General features: G+C 41.4%; 14 protein-coding genes. 11 read left to right on the top strand and 3 right to left on the bottom strand.

Features of this window, described 5'->3' with window-relative positions; genetic code table 11:
• Nucleotides 1-136: 136 nt before the first annotated feature.
• The 7 genes from JMY09_RS12640 (at nucleotide 137) to JMY09_RS12610 (ending at nucleotide 7989) form a co-directional block, all read left to right on the top strand.
• Nucleotides 137-628, top strand: a complete 492-nt coding sequence (locus JMY09_RS12640) for a fimbrial protein (RefSeq protein ID WP_201624077.1) — start codon at nucleotides 137-139, stop codon at nucleotides 626-628.
• 82 nt (nucleotides 629-710) lie between these two features.
• Nucleotides 711-1436, top strand: coding sequence for a fimbrial biogenesis chaperone (locus tag JMY09_RS12635; RefSeq protein WP_201624075.1), 726 nt, complete (start codon nucleotides 711-713; stop codon nucleotides 1434-1436).
• Between the two features lie 66 nt (nucleotides 1437-1502).
• Complete coding sequence (locus JMY09_RS12630) at nucleotides 1503-4064, top strand: fimbria/pilus outer membrane usher protein (protein ID WP_201624073.1); 2562 nt, start codon at nucleotides 1503-1505, stop codon at nucleotides 4062-4064.
• Nucleotides 4061-5092, top strand: a complete 1032-nt coding sequence (locus JMY09_RS12625) for a fimbrial protein (protein WP_201624071.1) — start codon at nucleotides 4061-4063, stop codon at nucleotides 5090-5092. Before JMY09_RS12630 ends, JMY09_RS12625 begins: the two co-directional genes overlap by 4 nt.
• An 11-nt stretch (nucleotides 5093-5103) precedes the next feature.
• Nucleotides 5104-5415, top strand: a complete 312-nt coding sequence (locus JMY09_RS12620; protein ID WP_201624069.1) for an IS630 transposase-related protein — start codon at nucleotides 5104-5106, stop codon at nucleotides 5413-5415.
• Nucleotides 5416-5857: 442 nt separating this feature from the next.
• Nucleotides 5858-6280: a tetratricopeptide repeat protein gene (locus tag JMY09_RS12615; RefSeq protein WP_201624067.1), complete on the top strand. Its 423-nt coding sequence runs from the start codon at nucleotides 5858-5860 to the stop codon at nucleotides 6278-6280.
• Nucleotides 6281-6462: 182 nt separating this feature from the next.
• Nucleotides 6463-7989, top strand: coding sequence for an acetyl-CoA hydrolase/transferase family protein (locus JMY09_RS12610; protein WP_201624066.1), 1527 nt, complete (start codon nucleotides 6463-6465; stop codon nucleotides 7987-7989).
• 242 nt (nucleotides 7990-8231) lie between these two features.
• Here the strand turns inward: JMY09_RS12610 and JMY09_RS12605 are convergent, their stop codons facing one another.
• A complete protein-coding gene (locus tag JMY09_RS12605; RefSeq protein ID WP_201624064.1) occupies nucleotides 8232-9248 on the bottom strand; it encodes an acyltransferase in 1017 nt (338 codons plus the stop codon).
• 361 nt (nucleotides 9249-9609) lie between these two features.
• Here JMY09_RS12605 and JMY09_RS12600 point away from each other — a divergent pair, with 361 nt between their 5' ends.
• Nucleotides 9610-11166: a TerC family protein gene (locus JMY09_RS12600; RefSeq protein WP_256932911.1), complete on the top strand. Its 1557-nt coding sequence runs from the start codon at nucleotides 9610-9612 to the stop codon at nucleotides 11164-11166.
• A gap of 212 nt (nucleotides 11167-11378) precedes the next feature.
• On the opposite strand, the gene JMY09_RS12595 is transcribed toward JMY09_RS12600, so the two are convergent.
• The gene (locus JMY09_RS12595; RefSeq protein WP_201624062.1) at nucleotides 11379-11846 is read right to left on the bottom strand and encodes a MaoC/PaaZ C-terminal domain-containing protein; all 468 of its coding nucleotides are present in this window, start codon (nucleotides 11844-11846) and stop codon (nucleotides 11379-11381) included.
• A 602-nt stretch (nucleotides 11847-12448) separates the two neighbouring features.
• On the opposite strand from JMY09_RS12595, the gene JMY09_RS12590 reads away from it, so the two are divergent.
• From JMY09_RS12590 to JMY09_RS12580, 3 genes are all read left to right on the top strand, one after another.
• Entirely contained in the window at nucleotides 12449-13207 is a 759-nt protein-coding gene (locus JMY09_RS12590) for a hypothetical protein (RefSeq protein WP_201624060.1), read from the top strand.
• A 264-nt stretch (nucleotides 13208-13471) separates the two neighbouring features.
• Nucleotides 13472-13723 carry a hypothetical protein gene (locus JMY09_RS12585; RefSeq protein WP_201624058.1) on the top strand — a complete coding sequence of 84 codons (252 nt, stop codon included), beginning with the start codon at nucleotides 13472-13474 and terminating at the stop codon, nucleotides 13721-13723.
• Between the two features lie 245 nt (nucleotides 13724-13968).
• Complete coding sequence (locus JMY09_RS12580) at nucleotides 13969-14829, top strand: universal stress protein (RefSeq protein ID WP_201624056.1); 861 nt, start codon at nucleotides 13969-13971, stop codon at nucleotides 14827-14829.
• A 191-nt stretch (nucleotides 14830-15020) separates the two neighbouring features.
• Here JMY09_RS12580 and JMY09_RS12575 read toward each other — a convergent pair whose 3' ends face one another.
• The gene (locus JMY09_RS12575) at nucleotides 15021-16019 is read right to left on the bottom strand and encodes a GlxA family transcriptional regulator (RefSeq protein WP_201624054.1); all 999 of its coding nucleotides are present in this window, start codon (nucleotides 16017-16019) and stop codon (nucleotides 15021-15023) included.
• Nucleotides 16020-16197: the final 178 nt, after the last annotated feature.

Below are 16197 nucleotides of genomic sequence, written 5' to 3'. Positions count from 1 at the left end.
TAAATCCCATCGAGAAGAAGTGGGCTCAAGTGAAGTTTTTACGCCAAGGTTGGATGGAAAATGACTTATCTAAATTGTTTTATGATATTCATCCAAAACATAACTCTTTTGTAGTGCAGTGACTATAGTTCTTGGTATGTCTAGCGCCTTTGCTGCTGACGGGCTAATTACTATCAACGGTGCGGTCAGCGCAAAAAGTTGTAACATTGAGGCAGGAAGTAAAAACATTACTGTAACGCTTCCTACTGTTTCTAAACAAAGCCTTGCAGCAGTAGGTCAGGTTGCTGGCCGTACCCCTTTTACTATTAGGTTAACCAACTGCTCTGCAGGGAAAGTGGCTACTTATTTCGAACCTGGTGCCACAGTTGACTTTAACTCGGGTCGTTTAAAGAACGCTACTGGTACTGGTAGCGCCGCTAACGTTCAAGTTCAACTATTAGGGGACAACAACACATTTATTCCTATTCTAGCCGCAGGCGCTAGTGGAGCACAGACCAACTCGCAGTTCGTAGATGTTGCAGCTGCCAGCAGCGCTAATCTTAATTACTACGCTGAGTACTATGCTACTGGTGTATCAACGGAAGGAACTGTAGGGACTTCAGTGCAATACACTCTTGTTTATCAGTAACTAAAAACCTTAATAGATTGGAGGAGACAAGAGGAGTATTTAACTTGTCTTTTCCAGTTTATATTTATATTGGAGTAAGTATATGTTCTCAAATCATTGGTTTTATAAGATATGCTTATTCATATTTTTGATTTTCTCTGGTGTAGCAAACGCTGAAATAATTATTCATGGTACTCGTGTCGTCTATTCATCTGACGCACGTGAAATTACTTTAGAGGTAACTAATGGAGGACAAAACCCAGCTTTAGTACAAGTGTGGATTGATGAAGGTGACGCCGACTCAACGCCAGATCAATCAAAAGCCCCCTTTGTGATTACCCCTCCTATCGCGCGTGTAGAAGCACAAAAAGGACAATTCTTACGTATAAGCAGTTTGCCGACAGCCAATGCCCTTAGTAAAGATCAAGAAACATTGTTTTGGTTGAATATTTTGGATATACCCCCTAAGCCAAACTCAAAAAATATGAGTGCAGCGCCAGATAATTTTTTGCAACTTGCCATTCGCTCACGAATCAAACTTTTTTATAGACCTAGCAGTATTAAAGAAGATGCCAATTTAGCACCTGAAAAAATTCAATGGACTAATAACGGCAAGGTTTTAGTAATTAAAAACCCAACGCCGTTTTATATAACTATGAGCGCTATAGCTCAGCAGAATCTGGGTGAAAAGGTTGATATTCTAAGAGAGGGTTTAATGTTGTCACCATTTTCTGAGAAGTCAGTGACTCTACTAAATTCGAATGTACAAGGCATGACTTTTACTACGATTAATGATTATGGTGGTAGTGTTACGAGCGACATCAAGTAATCATGGTTTTTCAATCAGTTAAAAGCAGTAGCTATGTTTCTTTAATTTTTAAAGGACGATTGGATCATGAAAAATAAAACCAAATCTGGTAAGTACATTAAGAGGAACATAAGCTACTACCTCACTTGCAGTGTCATTAGCTTTAGTATACCAACCTTAGTAAACGCCAATGAGACTGATGAAAAATCTTCTCCACTAATCAGTACAGAAGCTGAATTTAGCGCTGATTTTTTGATAGGAGATGCCAAAAAAATAGATATGAATAGATTTGCTTATGGCAATCCAGTTTTACCCGGTGAGTATAATTTAGATGTTTATATCAATGGCAGCTGGTTTGGTAAGCACCGTATGTTGTTTAAAGCTACTACGGATAACAAGAATTCATATACTTGCTTTACTGGCAAGCAGCTACTTGAATATGGTGTAAAAGCGGAAGTTATCCAACAAAAGGCAGAATATGACAGTGGAAGCTGTCAGAAACTCGATGAGTGGATTGAGTCATCGTTTTATGATTTTGATAGCTCAAAACTAAGGTTTGATATCTCTATTCCACAAGTTGCCATGCAAAAAAACGCCCAAGGTTATGTCGATCCCAGCGTTTGGGACCGTGGTATCAATGCGGCATTTGTCTCTTATAATGCCAGTGCCTATAAAACCTTTAATGCATCAGAAAACAGCAGTGATAATACCAATGCGTTTGTATCTTTAAACACAGGGGCGAACATTGCAGGCTGGCAGTTTCGTCATAATGGACAATGGGTATGGAATGAATCTGAGAGTAGTGACAATAAGTCAAAGTACGAGTCGGTTAGCACCTACGCACAACGCGCTTATCCTGAATATCGCAGTGTACTGACACTCGGCGATAGTTTTACTAATGGTGAAATATTTGATTCGTTTGGTTACCGCGGGGCAGATTTTTCTAGTGATGATCGTATGCTGCCTAATAGCATGGTGGGCTATGCGCCGCGTATCCGTGGCAGTGCTAGGACTAATGCTAAGGTTGAAGTGCGTCAACAAGGCCAATTGATTTATCAAACTACGGTTGCTCCTGGCAGCTTTGAGATTAACGATCTATATCCAACAGGATTTGGCGGTGAGCTTGAAGTCTCCGTCTTTGAGGCCAATGGTGAGATTCAAAGGTACGCAATCGCTTATGCCTCAGTAGCTCAAATGCTTCGTCCAGGGATGAGTCGCTATTCAGTGACAGCTGGTCAGTTTCGCGATCGTGATATTGAGCTTGACCCTTTTATTTTTCAGGGTAAATATCAGCGTGGTATTAATAACTCTTTGACAGCGTATGGCGGCTTACAAGGGTCAGATAATTATGCAGCTCTTACCTTAGGCGGTGCATTTGCAACCCCAATTGGTGCTATTGCATTGGATATGACCCACTCTCAGACTGATTTTGATCAGCGTGATGAAGAAAAAGGCCAAAGCTTTCGACTTAGTTATAGCAAGCTAATTACCCCGACAAACACCAATTTAACTTTAGCAGCCTACCGTTATTCTACTGAAGGTTTTTATAAGTTACGTGACGCCTTAATGACACAAGATATTGAGAATAAAGGCGGTGGTAGCTCCTATCTTGGTAAACAGCGTAGCGAATTTCAGATAACCCTAAATCAAGGACTGCCTAATAATTGGGGTAATATATATGCTACGGGTTCATGGTCCGATTATTGGAATTTAGATCAAGTAACTAAACAGTACCAAGTTGGCTATAGTAACAACTATCGTAACGTAAATTACGGACTGTCCGCCATTAACCGTGTTCTTGAAAACCAAATCACTAATCGAAGTGAGAACGATACTGAATATCTGCTAAGTTTATCGTTGCCACTGTCTTATAAGCGTAATTCTGCAAGCCTTAACTCAATCAGTACTCAGGATAATACGACTATTGGAGTGAGCGGTATGGTAGGAGATCGTTTCAATTATGGAACTTCAATATCCTCCACTTATGGAGAAAACCCTAGTGCAAGCGTCAACGCTCAGTATCGTACTAACGTTGCTACTGTAGGTGGCTCTTACAGCATCTCAGATCAGTACCAGCAGGCCACGCTGTCTGTCCAAGGCAATGTAGTCGCTCATTCTGAAGGGGTTCTGTTTGGTCCAGATCAGGGGCAAACGATGGTATTGGTTTATGCGCCTGAAGCGGCAGGAGCCAAAGTAAATAACACTACAGGATTGACTATAAATAAAGCGGGCTATGCAGTCATTCCTTACGTAACGCCTTATCGCTTGAACGATATTACTTTAGATCCGCAAGGTATGTCGCTTGATGTTGAGTTAGAGGGAACCAGTCAGCGTATTGCTCCTTATGCCGGATCGATTTCAAAAGTTAACTTTGTGACTAAATTAGGTAAGGCCATCTATATTCGTAGCTTAAAGCCAAGCGGTGAAACACTGCCTTTTGCCGCTGAAGTACTTGATTCTAAGGGAGAGTATGTCGGTATCGTAGCTCAAGGCAGTTTAGTGTACTTACGTAGTGATACTTTAGCAGACACAGTAACTGTAAAATGGGGTGATAAGCAGGACGAGCAGTGCAGTATTCAATACGATATAGCCAATCAAGTAGCCGATAGTCAAAAAAACCTAATTATGCTAGAAGGGGTATGTAAATGAGATATAAACACTTAAAAACTCATTTGTTACTGATAGGGGTGCTTGCAGGGTATGCTTTTAGTTCAGAGGCATATGCAGCGTGTACTGCTAGCCAAGGTTTCATGACTCAAGATATAAGTATGGCGGTTGGCAGAGTCGTAGTTAAGCCAAGTGATCCTGTAGGAAAAATACTGCGTAAGTCCACTTTCCCGATAGCCTCTAATGGCTCAAGCATTACGTGTGATGGTACTGGTTCAGCAACGATTGAAGCCATACTTTTACAGAACTTTCAGTTAAGCCCTTTAGGTAACTCGATATATAATACGAATATTGAAGGGATTGGAATCCGCTTGTATCGAGAAGCTGTAGACGCAACCAATTTTTCCGGGTTTTATCCTTATACTAGAACAGTAGCTGGCAATACAACCTATACTTTATCACCAGGATTTTTCGTTGTTGAAATTATAAAAACAGCCCCCAATACCGGTTCTGGAGCGTTAGCACCAGGACCCTATAGTAGTTATCGTTTTACTAACAATCGTACTCGTCCGTGGCTAACTAGTGCTGTGTATGGGGACACTATTACCATTGCCTCTTCATCTTGTGAGATAGAAGGCAATATAAACAAGACAGTCCAGTTGCCTACTGTCAATAAAACTAACTTTCAAGGAGTAGGATCAACCGTAGGAGAGCAAGCTTTTGACTTAAGTATTCTATGCAACGGTGGCACAAGCCCGGCAGGATTTGAAGAAACCAGTAACATAAGCTTAAACTTCGACTATACCGCTGCTGCTAACACCGTTAACGTTATAGAAAACTCTGCTCCTATAGCAGAGCGTGCGACAGGTGTAGCGGTTCAATTAGTATCCAATTATAATAATGTTAATAAAGTAATCGCTAAAAATGAAAAAATTGCTTTAGGGTCTTTAACTTCAAACCAGAGCATTCAACATAATATTCCATTGGCTGCTCGCTATTATCAAACCGATCCTGTGGTCACTCCAGGGAGTGTTAGGTCGGTAGCAACAGTTACCATCCAATATCAATAAGGAAAGTAGCAATGACTTATTCGCTAGATTTCCGTAAACAAGTCTTGCGTAGTATCAATGAAGGTATGAGCGTTAAACAAGCGGCTGTTTTTTATCAGATAAGTACTAGTACCATACACAGCTGGACAAAAGCACTAGAGTCAAAAAACCGTAGAAATAAACCACCAACCAAAATACTAGATATGGTATTACTCGATGATATTGCCGCATTTCCTAATGATTTTCAGTATCAAAGAGCGCAGCGACTAAGCTGTAGTAACTCAGGAGTTTACTACGCTTTAAAAAGGCTGGACAGCCAACAAAAAAAAGTAAAGAAAGACTAAAATGGATTAGAAATATTAACAGCTCAATATTATGATCAGCTAAAGTAGTGCGGCAACAGTAAGTAACAACCGCCAATATTTATAGGGGTTTAGAGCACTCCCTAATAACTTATTAAGTTTTTAGTAGAATATTAATTATAGTGAAACGTAAAAACCTCAAGTAACTAATGTTATTGAGGTTTTTTTTGTTGTCTAAAGGCTTATAAACAAAGAGATGAGGGTAAGCTAGTTATTTTAAAAAATTTCTGCTGGCTATTTGCTATATATTACTTATCATTGTTCACTTACTCTCCTGCTATTGTCACTTACTGCCCGCTATCTACATGGCTTATCCTGTAAACAACGCCAGTTAGTATCTAGGGTTAGTCTATTATTAGCTCCAAAGCACTGCAGCGCTAGCATAGCGCCTCACCATTTATTTTGATAAAAAAAGGAACATCTCATGATTAACACTAAGATATACAAAGCTGTTTACAAGCTAGCCGAAGAGCTGTTAGAAGCGGACCGAATAGGCGATCAGCCTGCTTTTGATAAGTTTTATGCCGAGCTGCAGGCGTTATGTATCGATAATGAAAATACCGACAAAGATCACCCAGAGCAGTGGGAGACGCTTGCTGACTTCACTGGAGAGTTGGATGAGGCGTTAGTTAAATATCAAAAGGCTTTGGATAAGGCGACAGCGATTAATTCTAAAGATCATATGTCATCGATTGCTTTTTCTATGGCGGTACTACAAATCGAGATGGGTCAAAAAGAAGCCGCCATTAGCAGTTTACAAAATGCCAAGATCAGCGCTAATAAAATCGAAGACCGAGAGTTCAAGGTTGAGATAGATGAGTTACTCAGCAGTTTAGTGGCCGAGTAGCTATAGACTGTAGCTAATTAAGAGCAAATTGAGTCATTGCTATAATACTTGATCTAAGCTCCTCGCATTTTGCAGTGAAGTTGTTTAAGATACGGCTACGAGATCGTGTCAACGGCTTCGTCCAGAATGCTCCTCACTCTAATGAGGATCTCTATCAACATGGAAGTCATTAGGAAAACAATATGAGTTCAATTAATCATGAAGGTCGTGTACTACACGAAGGTTTGAGTAAAAAAATAATGTCTGCTGAGCAAGCAGCGGCTTTTATAAAAAATGATATGAATGTAGGCATGAGTGGTTTCACTGGCGCCGGTTATCCTAAAGCCATACCAGCAGCTTTAGCCAAACATATGGAAGCGGCCCACGCACGTGGCGAAGATTTCCAAATTGGCCTATTAACTGGGGCTTCTACCGCCACTGAGTGTGATGGTGTATTGGCTGATGCTAAAGGTATCAAATGGCGTACTCCTTATCAATCAGAGCCTGCACTACGTAAGCAAATCAATGCAGGTGAAGCCTTCTACTTCGATATGCATTTATCCCATGTAGCCCAGCAAAGCACTATTGGGTTTTATGGCGATATGCATATGGCTGTCGTTGAAGTCGCCGGTATCTTACCTGATGGTCGCCTGATTCCATCCACTTCTATTGGTACGAGCAATGCATGGTTGAATAATGCCAGACACATCATTTTAGAAGTCAATGCTCAGCAAAGCCTAATGTTAGAAGGGATGCATGATGTTTATAATGACATTGGTATGCCCCCTAATCGCAAGCCCATTCCTCTAGTGACTCCAGGTGGACGTATTGGCGATCCTTACTTGAGTTGTGATTTAGATAAAGTGGTGGCTGTCGTGTTAACCAACTCGCCAGATCGCAATAGCAAGTTCGCTGATCCTGATGAGTGTTCTAATCAAATCGCTAGCCATATCATTGATTTTTTCCATGATGAAGTCAAAAAAGGCCGCCTGCCAGCTAACCTATTGCCTATACAATCTGGAGTAGGTAACGTAGCTAATGCGGTATTGGCTGGATTACAAAATAGCCCGTTTGAGCAATTAACTGGCTATACTGAAGTTCTGCAAGACGGTATGCTCGATTTAATCATGTCTGGCAAAATGACTATGGCCTCTGCTACTGCATTGTCATTAAGCCCGGATGCATTAGAGACTTTTAATGCGAATATTGCTGACCTACGTGCGCGCATTGTTTTGCGTCCACAAGAGATTACCAACCATCCTGAAGTTGCGCGTCGCTTAGGCGTTCTAGCTATTAATGCGATGATTGAGTGTGACCTTTATGGTAACGTCAACTCCACTCACGTTATGGGCACTAACATGATGAACGGCCTTGGCGGTTCAGGTGACTTTGCCCGTAATGCCTACACTTCATTCTTTGTGTCGCCATCAGTGGCCAAAGATGGCGCTATCTCTTGTATTACCCCGATGGTATCGCATCATGACCACACTGAGCATGACGTTATGGTGATCGTGACTGAACAAGGTTTAGCTGATTTACGTGGGCTGGCGCCGCGTCAACGTGCGCAAGCAATTATTGATAACTGTGCGCATCCAGACTACCGTCCTATGCTACAAGATTACTTCGATCGTGCCTCTAGCACGGCGGGCATGCAAACGCCGCATATCCTTAATGAGTCGCTATCGTGGCATCAACGTTATGTCGAAACTGGTGATATGCGTATCAAATAAGCCTAGCGCTTTTGCTTTTTAAACCCAGCTAATAAAAAACGCCTCTTAGCAGACTTTGGCTAAGGGGCGTTTTTTTGTCTTTACCACTAACTATTAAAAAAGCGATGTACAGTGCTAATCTAAAAGCGTAAGCCTACTATTATCTTGCTATTATCTTGCTATTGTTGACTCAGAAGCGACTGGTTATTAACGGATGGCTTACGAGCAGCGCTTGGTTTTAAGCACTTCTTGTAGGGTAGGCTCTACGACTCATCTTCCTTATCTTCAAACTTGCCTTCAAATTTGTCTTCAAACTTGCCTTCAAATTTGTCTTCAAACTCATCTTTAAAATCGGCCATCATAGCGCTAATACGCTGATCTTTTTGCTGCCATATCTGCTCGACCCAAGCGAACATCTGTGCTTTGACAGCGTCATCATTCTCATAACCACCGTTTTGAATAGCAATAGATAAGGGGCTAGGTATGCTAATGTAGCGAACATCAACGCCTAGGCGCTTGATATTGCCTTGCCACAAGTCACTATAACTTGGTATGCCGTCAGGATAGACGATAGTCATGTCCAAAATACCATCTATATCTGCTCCCAAAGCATTGATAGCCAACGCCAAGCCACCTGCACGCGGTTTGAGGAGATACTGGTAGGGCGACTGCTGCTTATCACGTTTGCTGGCGTTAAAGCGGGTGCCCTCTAAGTAATTTAGCAAGGTAAAAGGCTTGTTCTTTAGCAAAGCACAAGCACGTTTGGCCTCAATGATATCTTGACCTTTTAGCGCTGGGTTTTTGGCAATGGCTTTTTTTGAGTAGCGCCGCATCATTGGAAAGTCTAAGAAGTAAAAGGTTTGACCGACGATAGGAATGTATATCAATTCAAACTTAGTAAAAAACCGCGTCAAGGGCAAACGATCCTGACTAACATACTGTACCACGCTAGTATCTACCCAAGATTGATGATTGCTGACCAGCAGATATTTACCATTGACGTGTACCTCATAAGGCAAGCTGATACGCCAGTCTTTGTCTGGCAATACGGTATCGATCACCGCATTATTACTATTGATCCAATGATTGGCTATTTTGATCACCGCCTTATCGGCAATAGCGGAGCCAGTAATTACCTTAGTAGCTCCCATCAGCCACACCGGCAAGCTACCGCCAAAGCTGTTAGCTAAAATGACCCCAGTAGCCGTTCCCAACGATAGCGCTTTACCTAGTCTAGGAGTACGCTGATGTATCTTTTGAAAAATTGCTGCCAATTGCATGTTAGATCCTATCTATAGCCAATAGAGGTAGTGGCTAATATCTCAACATTATTTTAACAGATAATGCTCTGTGTTTATGGTGTGAAAGCGCTAGGCTTGATGATTGTATTTTAAAGTTATTAGGTGATAGGGTCTCTATTGACCCCTAAAAACGATAGCTACTCAGTATTAAAGACACTAATAAGTATTAAAGACGCTGAATACTGAGCAACAAAAATAATCTCTGATGCTAAGTTATCAGAACAATATTAATTATTACATGAAATTTGATGTTTTATAATGGCATTTATCTATAATTGCTTTTATCTATAACTGTTTTTAACTTCTAATCCCTAAATTACAACTGTGAGTACGCAATTAAATGATAGAGCTTTTAAGCGATCCATCAATATGGCTTGGCTTTTTTACCTTAGTTACCCTTGAGATGGTCTTGGGTATTGACAACTTAGTATTTATTGCAATTTTGGCAAATAAACTACCGCCCGATCAACGTAATAAAGCTCGAAATATCGGTTTGTCACTCGCTCTAGTTATGCGCTTGGGTTTACTGTTCATTATGTCTTGGCTAGTGACATTGACTGAGCCGGTAGTCGAGTATGGGGCATTTGCTCTATCGGTTAGAGATTTAATCTTAGTAGTTGGTGGTTTGTTTTTATTATTCAAAGCTACCCTTGAGCTGCATGAACGCTTAGAGGGCAAACCAGAAAGCAATAGTAAGAGCAAAGTCTACGCGGGCTTCGTCGCTGTAGTGGCGCAAATTGTCATCTTAGATGCCGTATTCTCGTTCGATGCGGTGATTACTGCTGTCGGCATGGTAGAGCGGCTTGAGGTGATGATGGCAGCAGTTATTGTAGCGATGTTCGTTATGATTATGGCCTCCAAAGCTTTGACGGACTTCGTCGGCCGTCACCCTACAGTAGTGATTCTATGCTTAAGCTTCTTGTTGATGATCGGCTTTAGCTTAATCGTTGAGGGGTTGGGCTATCATGTTCCTAAAGGCTATCTATATGCGGCGATTGGTTTCTCTATTCTTATTGAGGCCTTTAACCAGTTTATACAACGAAACCGTAACAAGTATGAGGCGCAGATCCCGTTGCGAGATAGGGCCGCTGACAGTATATTAATGCTGATGGGTGGTACTGCTCAAGAAAACTCTAATAATGAAATGTCGGTAAATGATAGAAGCTTAGCCGCTACCCTGCCTTTTGCACAAGAAGAGCGCTACATGATCAGTGGAGTATTGGCTCTGGGTGAGCGCCAAGTACAGACTATCATGACCCCACGTTCTGAAGTATCTTGGGTCGACATTACTGGTAGTTTGGCATCGATTCGTCATCAAGTATTAGCAACGCCGCACAGCTTATTACCAGTGTGCGAAAAGCGCTTAGACAAGATCTTAGGGGTAATACGGGCTAAAGACATCCTAGCCGCCCTTGAGGATGATCCAAGCGATGTTCATGCCGCTTTAGAGCCTTTATTCACTAAGCAGCAGCCGGTATTTGTCTCTGATACTATTGACAATCTACGACTGATTAATCTGCTAAAAAATGCTAAAGGCAACTTAGCTGTAGTGATAGATGAGTATGGGCAATTAGCCGGGCTAGTGACGCCATTAGATTTGTTTGAGGCTATCGCTGGCGAGTTCCCTGATGAGGATGAGACTCTAGAGATCGTCAATAAGCAAGACCACTGGGTCGCTGAAGGTACGGTTAGTCTCAACCAATTACGTCTTGAGTTGCAGGAATCTAATTTACTCGATGATGTCGAGCAGCTAACCATTGGCGGCTATATAAATTCGCAACTCAAAGGGGCGGCGCAAGTTAATGATCAGATCAGTGCTGATGATTATATTTTTACGGTTTTAGAGACCTTGTCTTCCAGAATTCTACTAGTAAAAATTGAGAAAGTCGGCCAATAAGCTCAACAGAAGCTAAACAAAACAGCATAGTCAAACAGAGAACGAAGTCAATTTATTGGCTTCGTTTTTTTAATAATGCAGGGTGGTAGGGTTGGCTTGAGACTTTTAAAATACTAAAACAAGTAAGAAAATTATCATAAAAAAGCCCCGCAACAATTGCAGAGCTTTGTTTTAGTGTAAGGTTATAAGCGCTTAGCTTAATCAATAGCAGCCTAGTTATTGGTTTGTACATAGACCGAGATAGTCAGCACTAACACTCGCTCTTCTCTTTGATTGAGCAGTTCACCGGCATAAGTAATTAGCGCCCGTTTGCGCTCAGTCTCAAAATTAATAGCGGTCACCGTCAGTGAGCCGGTCAAGGTATCGTCTGGATACACTGGGCGACGAAACTGTAAGTCCTTAATCCCCGCACCACCGATCACTTTGATATTCTGCGAGAAACTTTGTACAGATAATCGCTGAAACACCGCCATAGTTTGGATACCACTAGCGATAATACCGCCAAAAAAGCCTTCGCTAAGCGCGCGCTCTGGATCAGTATGAAAAAACTGCGGGTCCCATTGTTCAGCGAAGCTAATGATGTCCTGCAAAGTGAGAGTATAGCTGCCGAGTTGATTGCGGTCGCCAACGTTGAAGCCTTCAATGGTTACCTGTTCCGTGGCTGTATTATTGGTTGTCATAGTATTGCTCTCTTATTTTAATCAGGGTGGTAGCAATGAATAATTTGCGAGAATATCCTATCTTCGCAATCAGTACTCTAAACAGTCTAGTAGAGAATCAGTAGATAATGAACCGTTCAGCTGCAAATGGTAATCCTAATAGTCATTTACTAGATCTTACTGAATGAATTTGGCACTTTCATAGGCATAATATTTAACTAAGCTGGCTTGATAACCGCTTAAGGTCTATAGCTTGATCGAGCTACTTTATTTCCTAAAAATCTACTAGCATAAGCTTGGGATCATACTGTTCTGTGCCTAAAAGATTAGCTTTATTACGTCGACGGTATAGCGTTTGCACTGCTAAGCCAAGCTGTTTTGCAGCTACTAAACTATTAATGTTGTTGTTTCCTATCTTGTTGACGGCTGTAGCTTTGAAAGCAGCACTGTAGGCTGTTATTTTCTTGATCGTAATAAACTCTTGGTCTAGCTGATAGTTTAGTAAGTTTATCTGTACAGTTTCTGTAGCCTGCCATATTGACGGCAGTGACGCTTACGACTACGATTAGTGTAGGTAGTTGGATTACGCCTAAATAAGCTTAAAAAATAAAAGGACTTAAACCATGAAACTATTTAGTCTAGCGGTCATAGTTGCTGCAATGGCCATAACCAATATCGCCCAAGCCGAGGTCTATAAATGGCAAGATGAGCTATGCGATATAAAGGGTAAGTTCGATAATAAGAAGTATAGCGCCAAGCAAATCAAAAATTCCCATTTTGTACTACGAGCCTTAACCAGCTCCAACTTAAGTAGCTTTTTTCCCCCTATGGACATCAATGCGCTCGATGAGCTGTCTATGACAGATATGGATAAGCTGACTAAAGAGTACCAACAAGTTAAGAGTAACGCTGGTCGTCTAGAAGTTGTGCCAGAAGCAAAAGAGTATAAGCAACAGCTGCTAAAATCTATCGATGGCGAATATAAACAAAATCGACTAACCATTTTAGCTTATCTAAATCCTAGTGATGCCCTTAAACAAAGCCCGCCAATGTGTAAGCATTACCTTGAACCTTTGCTGCAAAACGAGACCGCCATTCAGAATAAGTGGCAGCAGTTTGTCGAAGACAGAATTCAACAGCAGGCACGTCTAAGCGATGATAATGGCGAGTACTATCGGGATTTGGCCACAGAGCGTTACCAAAGAGAAAAAGCAACTGACCCTACCAAATACGCCAAAATTGATTTGGTTACTTTTGGTTTTGGCAATTGTGTGAATGATCAGGTCTATCATGTCGACCCTGAAAAGGTCTATAACTATCAGCAAAAACTCAATAAAACCTTGTTCGGTAATAGTTTGACTATGGTTTGTGATGAGCCTTAAAGTTTAGTTTAGGCGTAGGTTTTACACTGAGTATCCGGTCTCTTATAGCCAGTATTTGTACACTCATATCACCGGTCAGTCTCTTTCCATAAGCTATGAGATCGGCTCAGATGATACCTTGTCAAATAACACTTTTTCTAAGTTTGAATATAAGCTAGAGGGCGATAAGCTTTATAACGGTTCTGGCGAAAAGCTTATCGAAATGAGGCGTTGTCTTCAAAAAGTAATTTATATCGATTTTTACCGTTAACTAAGGAGCAGCATATGGAAACTGTAGGAATGATTTTGCTATTTATAGGCATGGCTATCGCCTTTATCTATAGCATCAAGCTTATTATCTTAGCTTTTCAAGAATCAATACTGTGGGGTTTATTATATTTATTTTTACCCTTTGCTAGTCTATATTTTATCATTACCCGTTGGGCAAAGTGTCGAGGCCCAGTGCTAAAAAGTTTGCTTTGCATTCCATTCATTCTTCTAGGGGTTATGCTGATGCCTTTAACGCTTGATTATTAAGGGATCACTATCACTCAAGCGTCCGAAAATCAGCGCTAAAGCCAGTTCATGGCGCACAATATAGTCAATCTGTCTTTAAAACATAAGGTCAGGATATCGCTATTATTTAGGGCTGACTGTATGTAGATAGTCTTAATATGCCCTATTTGACTCTATTGTTATTGCTAAACAATGATAGACTGAAATAGGCTCTACTGTGTAATATAAATACCAATAGAAACTTCATTCAATATTAAGGAGTAGTCATGACCACTCAGCAGCACATTCTAGCTTGTATCGATGGCTCAGCAGTGACTAAGTCTGTCTGTGGCTATGCCGCTTGGTATGCCGAGCGCTTAAATATGCCTGTGGCTTTGTTAAATGTGATAGAAGTGCCGGCCTCAGCAAGGCGTGACTTATCAGGGTCTATAGGAGTGGACAGTCGCCAGATATTACTACAAGAGTTATCGCAGATTGACGAGCAGCGAGCTAAGATTGCTAATAGCTATAGTAATGCTTTAATACAAGATGCCAAAAGCTATATTGAAGATAACTTCGCCGTAGCTGTCACGCCTTACCAACGTCGTAGTAAGCTGCTCCCAGCTATCGAACATTTTGATCTTAACAATCGCGCTATCGTTATGGGCAGGCGCGGCGAGGATCATAAAGACAGTCGTATCAATATCGGTAGTCAAATAGAAACCGTCGCTCGTGCCTCCAGAGTGCCTATTCTTATTTGCTCTGAAACCTTTACTAAGCCCCAATCTTATATGATTGCTTTTGATGCTAGCAAAACCTCTATCAGAGCCATCCATTTAGTAGCGAAAAGTGAGGTACTAAAAGGTATACCCGGCCATATCGTGATGATAGGTAATAACGATGACAGCTCAAACAATAGCTTAGCGGCAGCGGCGGCTGAACTATTAGCAGCAGGATTCAGCGTCCAGTCTCATCATCTACCATCGACTGATGCGGTAAAAGGTCTATTGGTATTTCAAAAGCAGCATGACATCGATATCATGGTAATTGGTGCTTATGGACGCTCTAAGTGGCAGCAGCTATTTTTAGGGAGTACCACTACTGAGATTATCGCTAGTACTTCATCACCGGTTATTTTGGTCAGATAAGACTGTGACTTTTCGCTCATCATAGTTGGCAAGTGTAGGTAGCAGTTACTATAAGGGTTAGCGTGCAATTATTTATAGCGCTAGCCCTTTTTATTATTCACTTTTTATCGACAGCGTATGTTACCGCCCGCTTTTTTCTCCTCCTACTTCTGTATCGCGGTTAACTTGCAGCATTAGCAAGTAAGCTGACATCAAATCGCTATCCGTGAAAATCTGTTCTGATACTCTTTAGGGGTGAGGGCGGTAGCACGCTTAAATAGTCGAGTAAAAGACGAGATATCGCTGTAACCCACTTGATCGGCAAGAGACTTTATACTGACGTCTTTGGACTCTAATAGACGTTTGGCTTGCTCAATTCGGACTGCCTGAATGTACTCGATAGGGCGCATAGCTACGGCTGACTGAAATCGTCTATTTAGTGTCCGAGTGGTGATATTGACCATAGCCGCCAATTGACTCACTTGTAGCGGTTGCTGAAAGTTATTCTCGATATAGTCTTGCACTCGCTTGACCAGTTGATCAGCATGCGGCTTATATAAAGTCACATTAGTATAGCTGTTCTGACTGCCTCTTTTACTATCGATGATCTGGGTTTTAGCCACTTGTGTCGATAGCTCACGTCCACAATAGCGCTCTATTAATAACAGCGCCAAGTCATAAAAAGCACTGCCTCCTGCGGCACAAAATATATTATCCGACTGAGTGACGAACTGATTTTCTTGTAAATTTACTTCTGGATAATCGCTTTTAAACTTGCTGGCATACCCCCAATGGGTAGTGGCGACGCGCCCTTCTAATAATCCAGCTTTGGCTAACAAAAAAGCCCCGCTACAGTTGCTAGCGATATCGGCTTGAGTATTAGCTAAGCGTATGATGTGCGGTATTAATAACTCGTTTTGTAGCAGCACTTTATCGATAGAGTCGCCGATGGTGGGAATCAATAATAAATCGCACCTTCTCACTGCTGCGATATCGCAATGCGCTCGCATAATCAAGCGATTACTACAGCGAATATCTACGCCGCCCAAACTGGCAATCTGTACTTTAAACCTTGGCGTAACTGGCTGATCCAAAAAACGCTGCCAGCTCACTCCAGTGAATGAAAAAAGATCTAATGCACCTGCCAATACACTGCCTAGCACCCCATCGAATCCTAGAATAACGACCTCAAATGGTTTTATATCGGACATAGGGTATTGACCTTTATAGTTATTTTTAATCTATGAATTTTTAATTTTATTTCTATCAAATCAGTAGTGAGATAGTACCAACGCTACCTAGAAGTTAACGCTTCAATAAAGACTCTCAGCGCTATGTTTAAAAAGTGTTCAACACGCTCTAATCATAACCATTATTGTCTTATTTGAC

It is taken from the genome of Psychrobacter urativorans, assembly GCF_904846695.1.
Classification (GTDB): Bacteria; Pseudomonadota; Gammaproteobacteria; order Pseudomonadales; family Moraxellaceae; genus Psychrobacter; species Psychrobacter urativorans.
The sequence above is the reverse complement of the archived record's forward strand: the minus strand, read 5'-3'. Positions and strand labels throughout refer to the sequence as shown.

What these genes read in the sequence shown, in the direction of transcription:
- JMY09_RS12620 (WP_201624069.1), top strand. Translation starts at nt 5,104, where the DNA reads ATGACTTATTCGCTAGATTTCCGTAAACAAGTCTTGCGTAGTATCAAT.
- JMY09_RS12580 (WP_201624056.1), top strand. Translation starts at nt 13,969, where the DNA reads ATGACCACTCAGCAGCACATTCTAGCTTGTATCGATGGCTCAGCAGTG.
- JMY09_RS12600 (WP_256932911.1), top strand. Translation starts at nt 9,610, where the DNA reads ATGATAGAGCTTTTAAGCGATCCATCAATATGGCTTGGCTTTTTTACC.
- JMY09_RS12595 (WP_201624062.1), bottom strand. Translation starts at nt 11,846, where the DNA reads ATGACAACCAATAATACAGCCACGGAACAGGTAACCATTGAAGGCTTC.
- JMY09_RS12615 (WP_201624067.1), top strand. Translation starts at nt 5,858, where the DNA reads ATGATTAACACTAAGATATACAAAGCTGTTTACAAGCTAGCCGAAGAG.
- JMY09_RS12640 (WP_201624077.1), top strand. Translation starts at nt 137, where the DNA reads ATGTCTAGCGCCTTTGCTGCTGACGGGCTAATTACTATCAACGGTGCG.
- JMY09_RS12605 (WP_201624064.1), bottom strand. Translation starts at nt 9,248, where the DNA reads ATGCAATTGGCAGCAATTTTTCAAAAGATACATCAGCGTACTCCTAGA.
- JMY09_RS12610 (WP_201624066.1), top strand. Translation starts at nt 6,463, where the DNA reads ATGAGTTCAATTAATCATGAAGGTCGTGTACTACACGAAGGTTTGAGT.
- JMY09_RS12590 (WP_201624060.1), top strand. Translation starts at nt 12,449, where the DNA reads ATGAAACTATTTAGTCTAGCGGTCATAGTTGCTGCAATGGCCATAACC.
- JMY09_RS12630 (WP_201624073.1), top strand. Translation starts at nt 1,503, where the DNA reads ATGAAAAATAAAACCAAATCTGGTAAGTACATTAAGAGGAACATAAGC.
- JMY09_RS12625 (WP_201624071.1), top strand. Translation starts at nt 4,061, where the DNA reads ATGAGATATAAACACTTAAAAACTCATTTGTTACTGATAGGGGTGCTT.
- JMY09_RS12585 (WP_201624058.1), top strand. Translation starts at nt 13,472, where the DNA reads ATGGAAACTGTAGGAATGATTTTGCTATTTATAGGCATGGCTATCGCC.
- JMY09_RS12635 (WP_201624075.1), top strand. Translation starts at nt 711, where the DNA reads ATGTTCTCAAATCATTGGTTTTATAAGATATGCTTATTCATATTTTTG.
- JMY09_RS12575 (WP_201624054.1), bottom strand. Translation starts at nt 16,019, where the DNA reads ATGTCCGATATAAAACCATTTGAGGTCGTTATTCTAGGATTCGATGGG.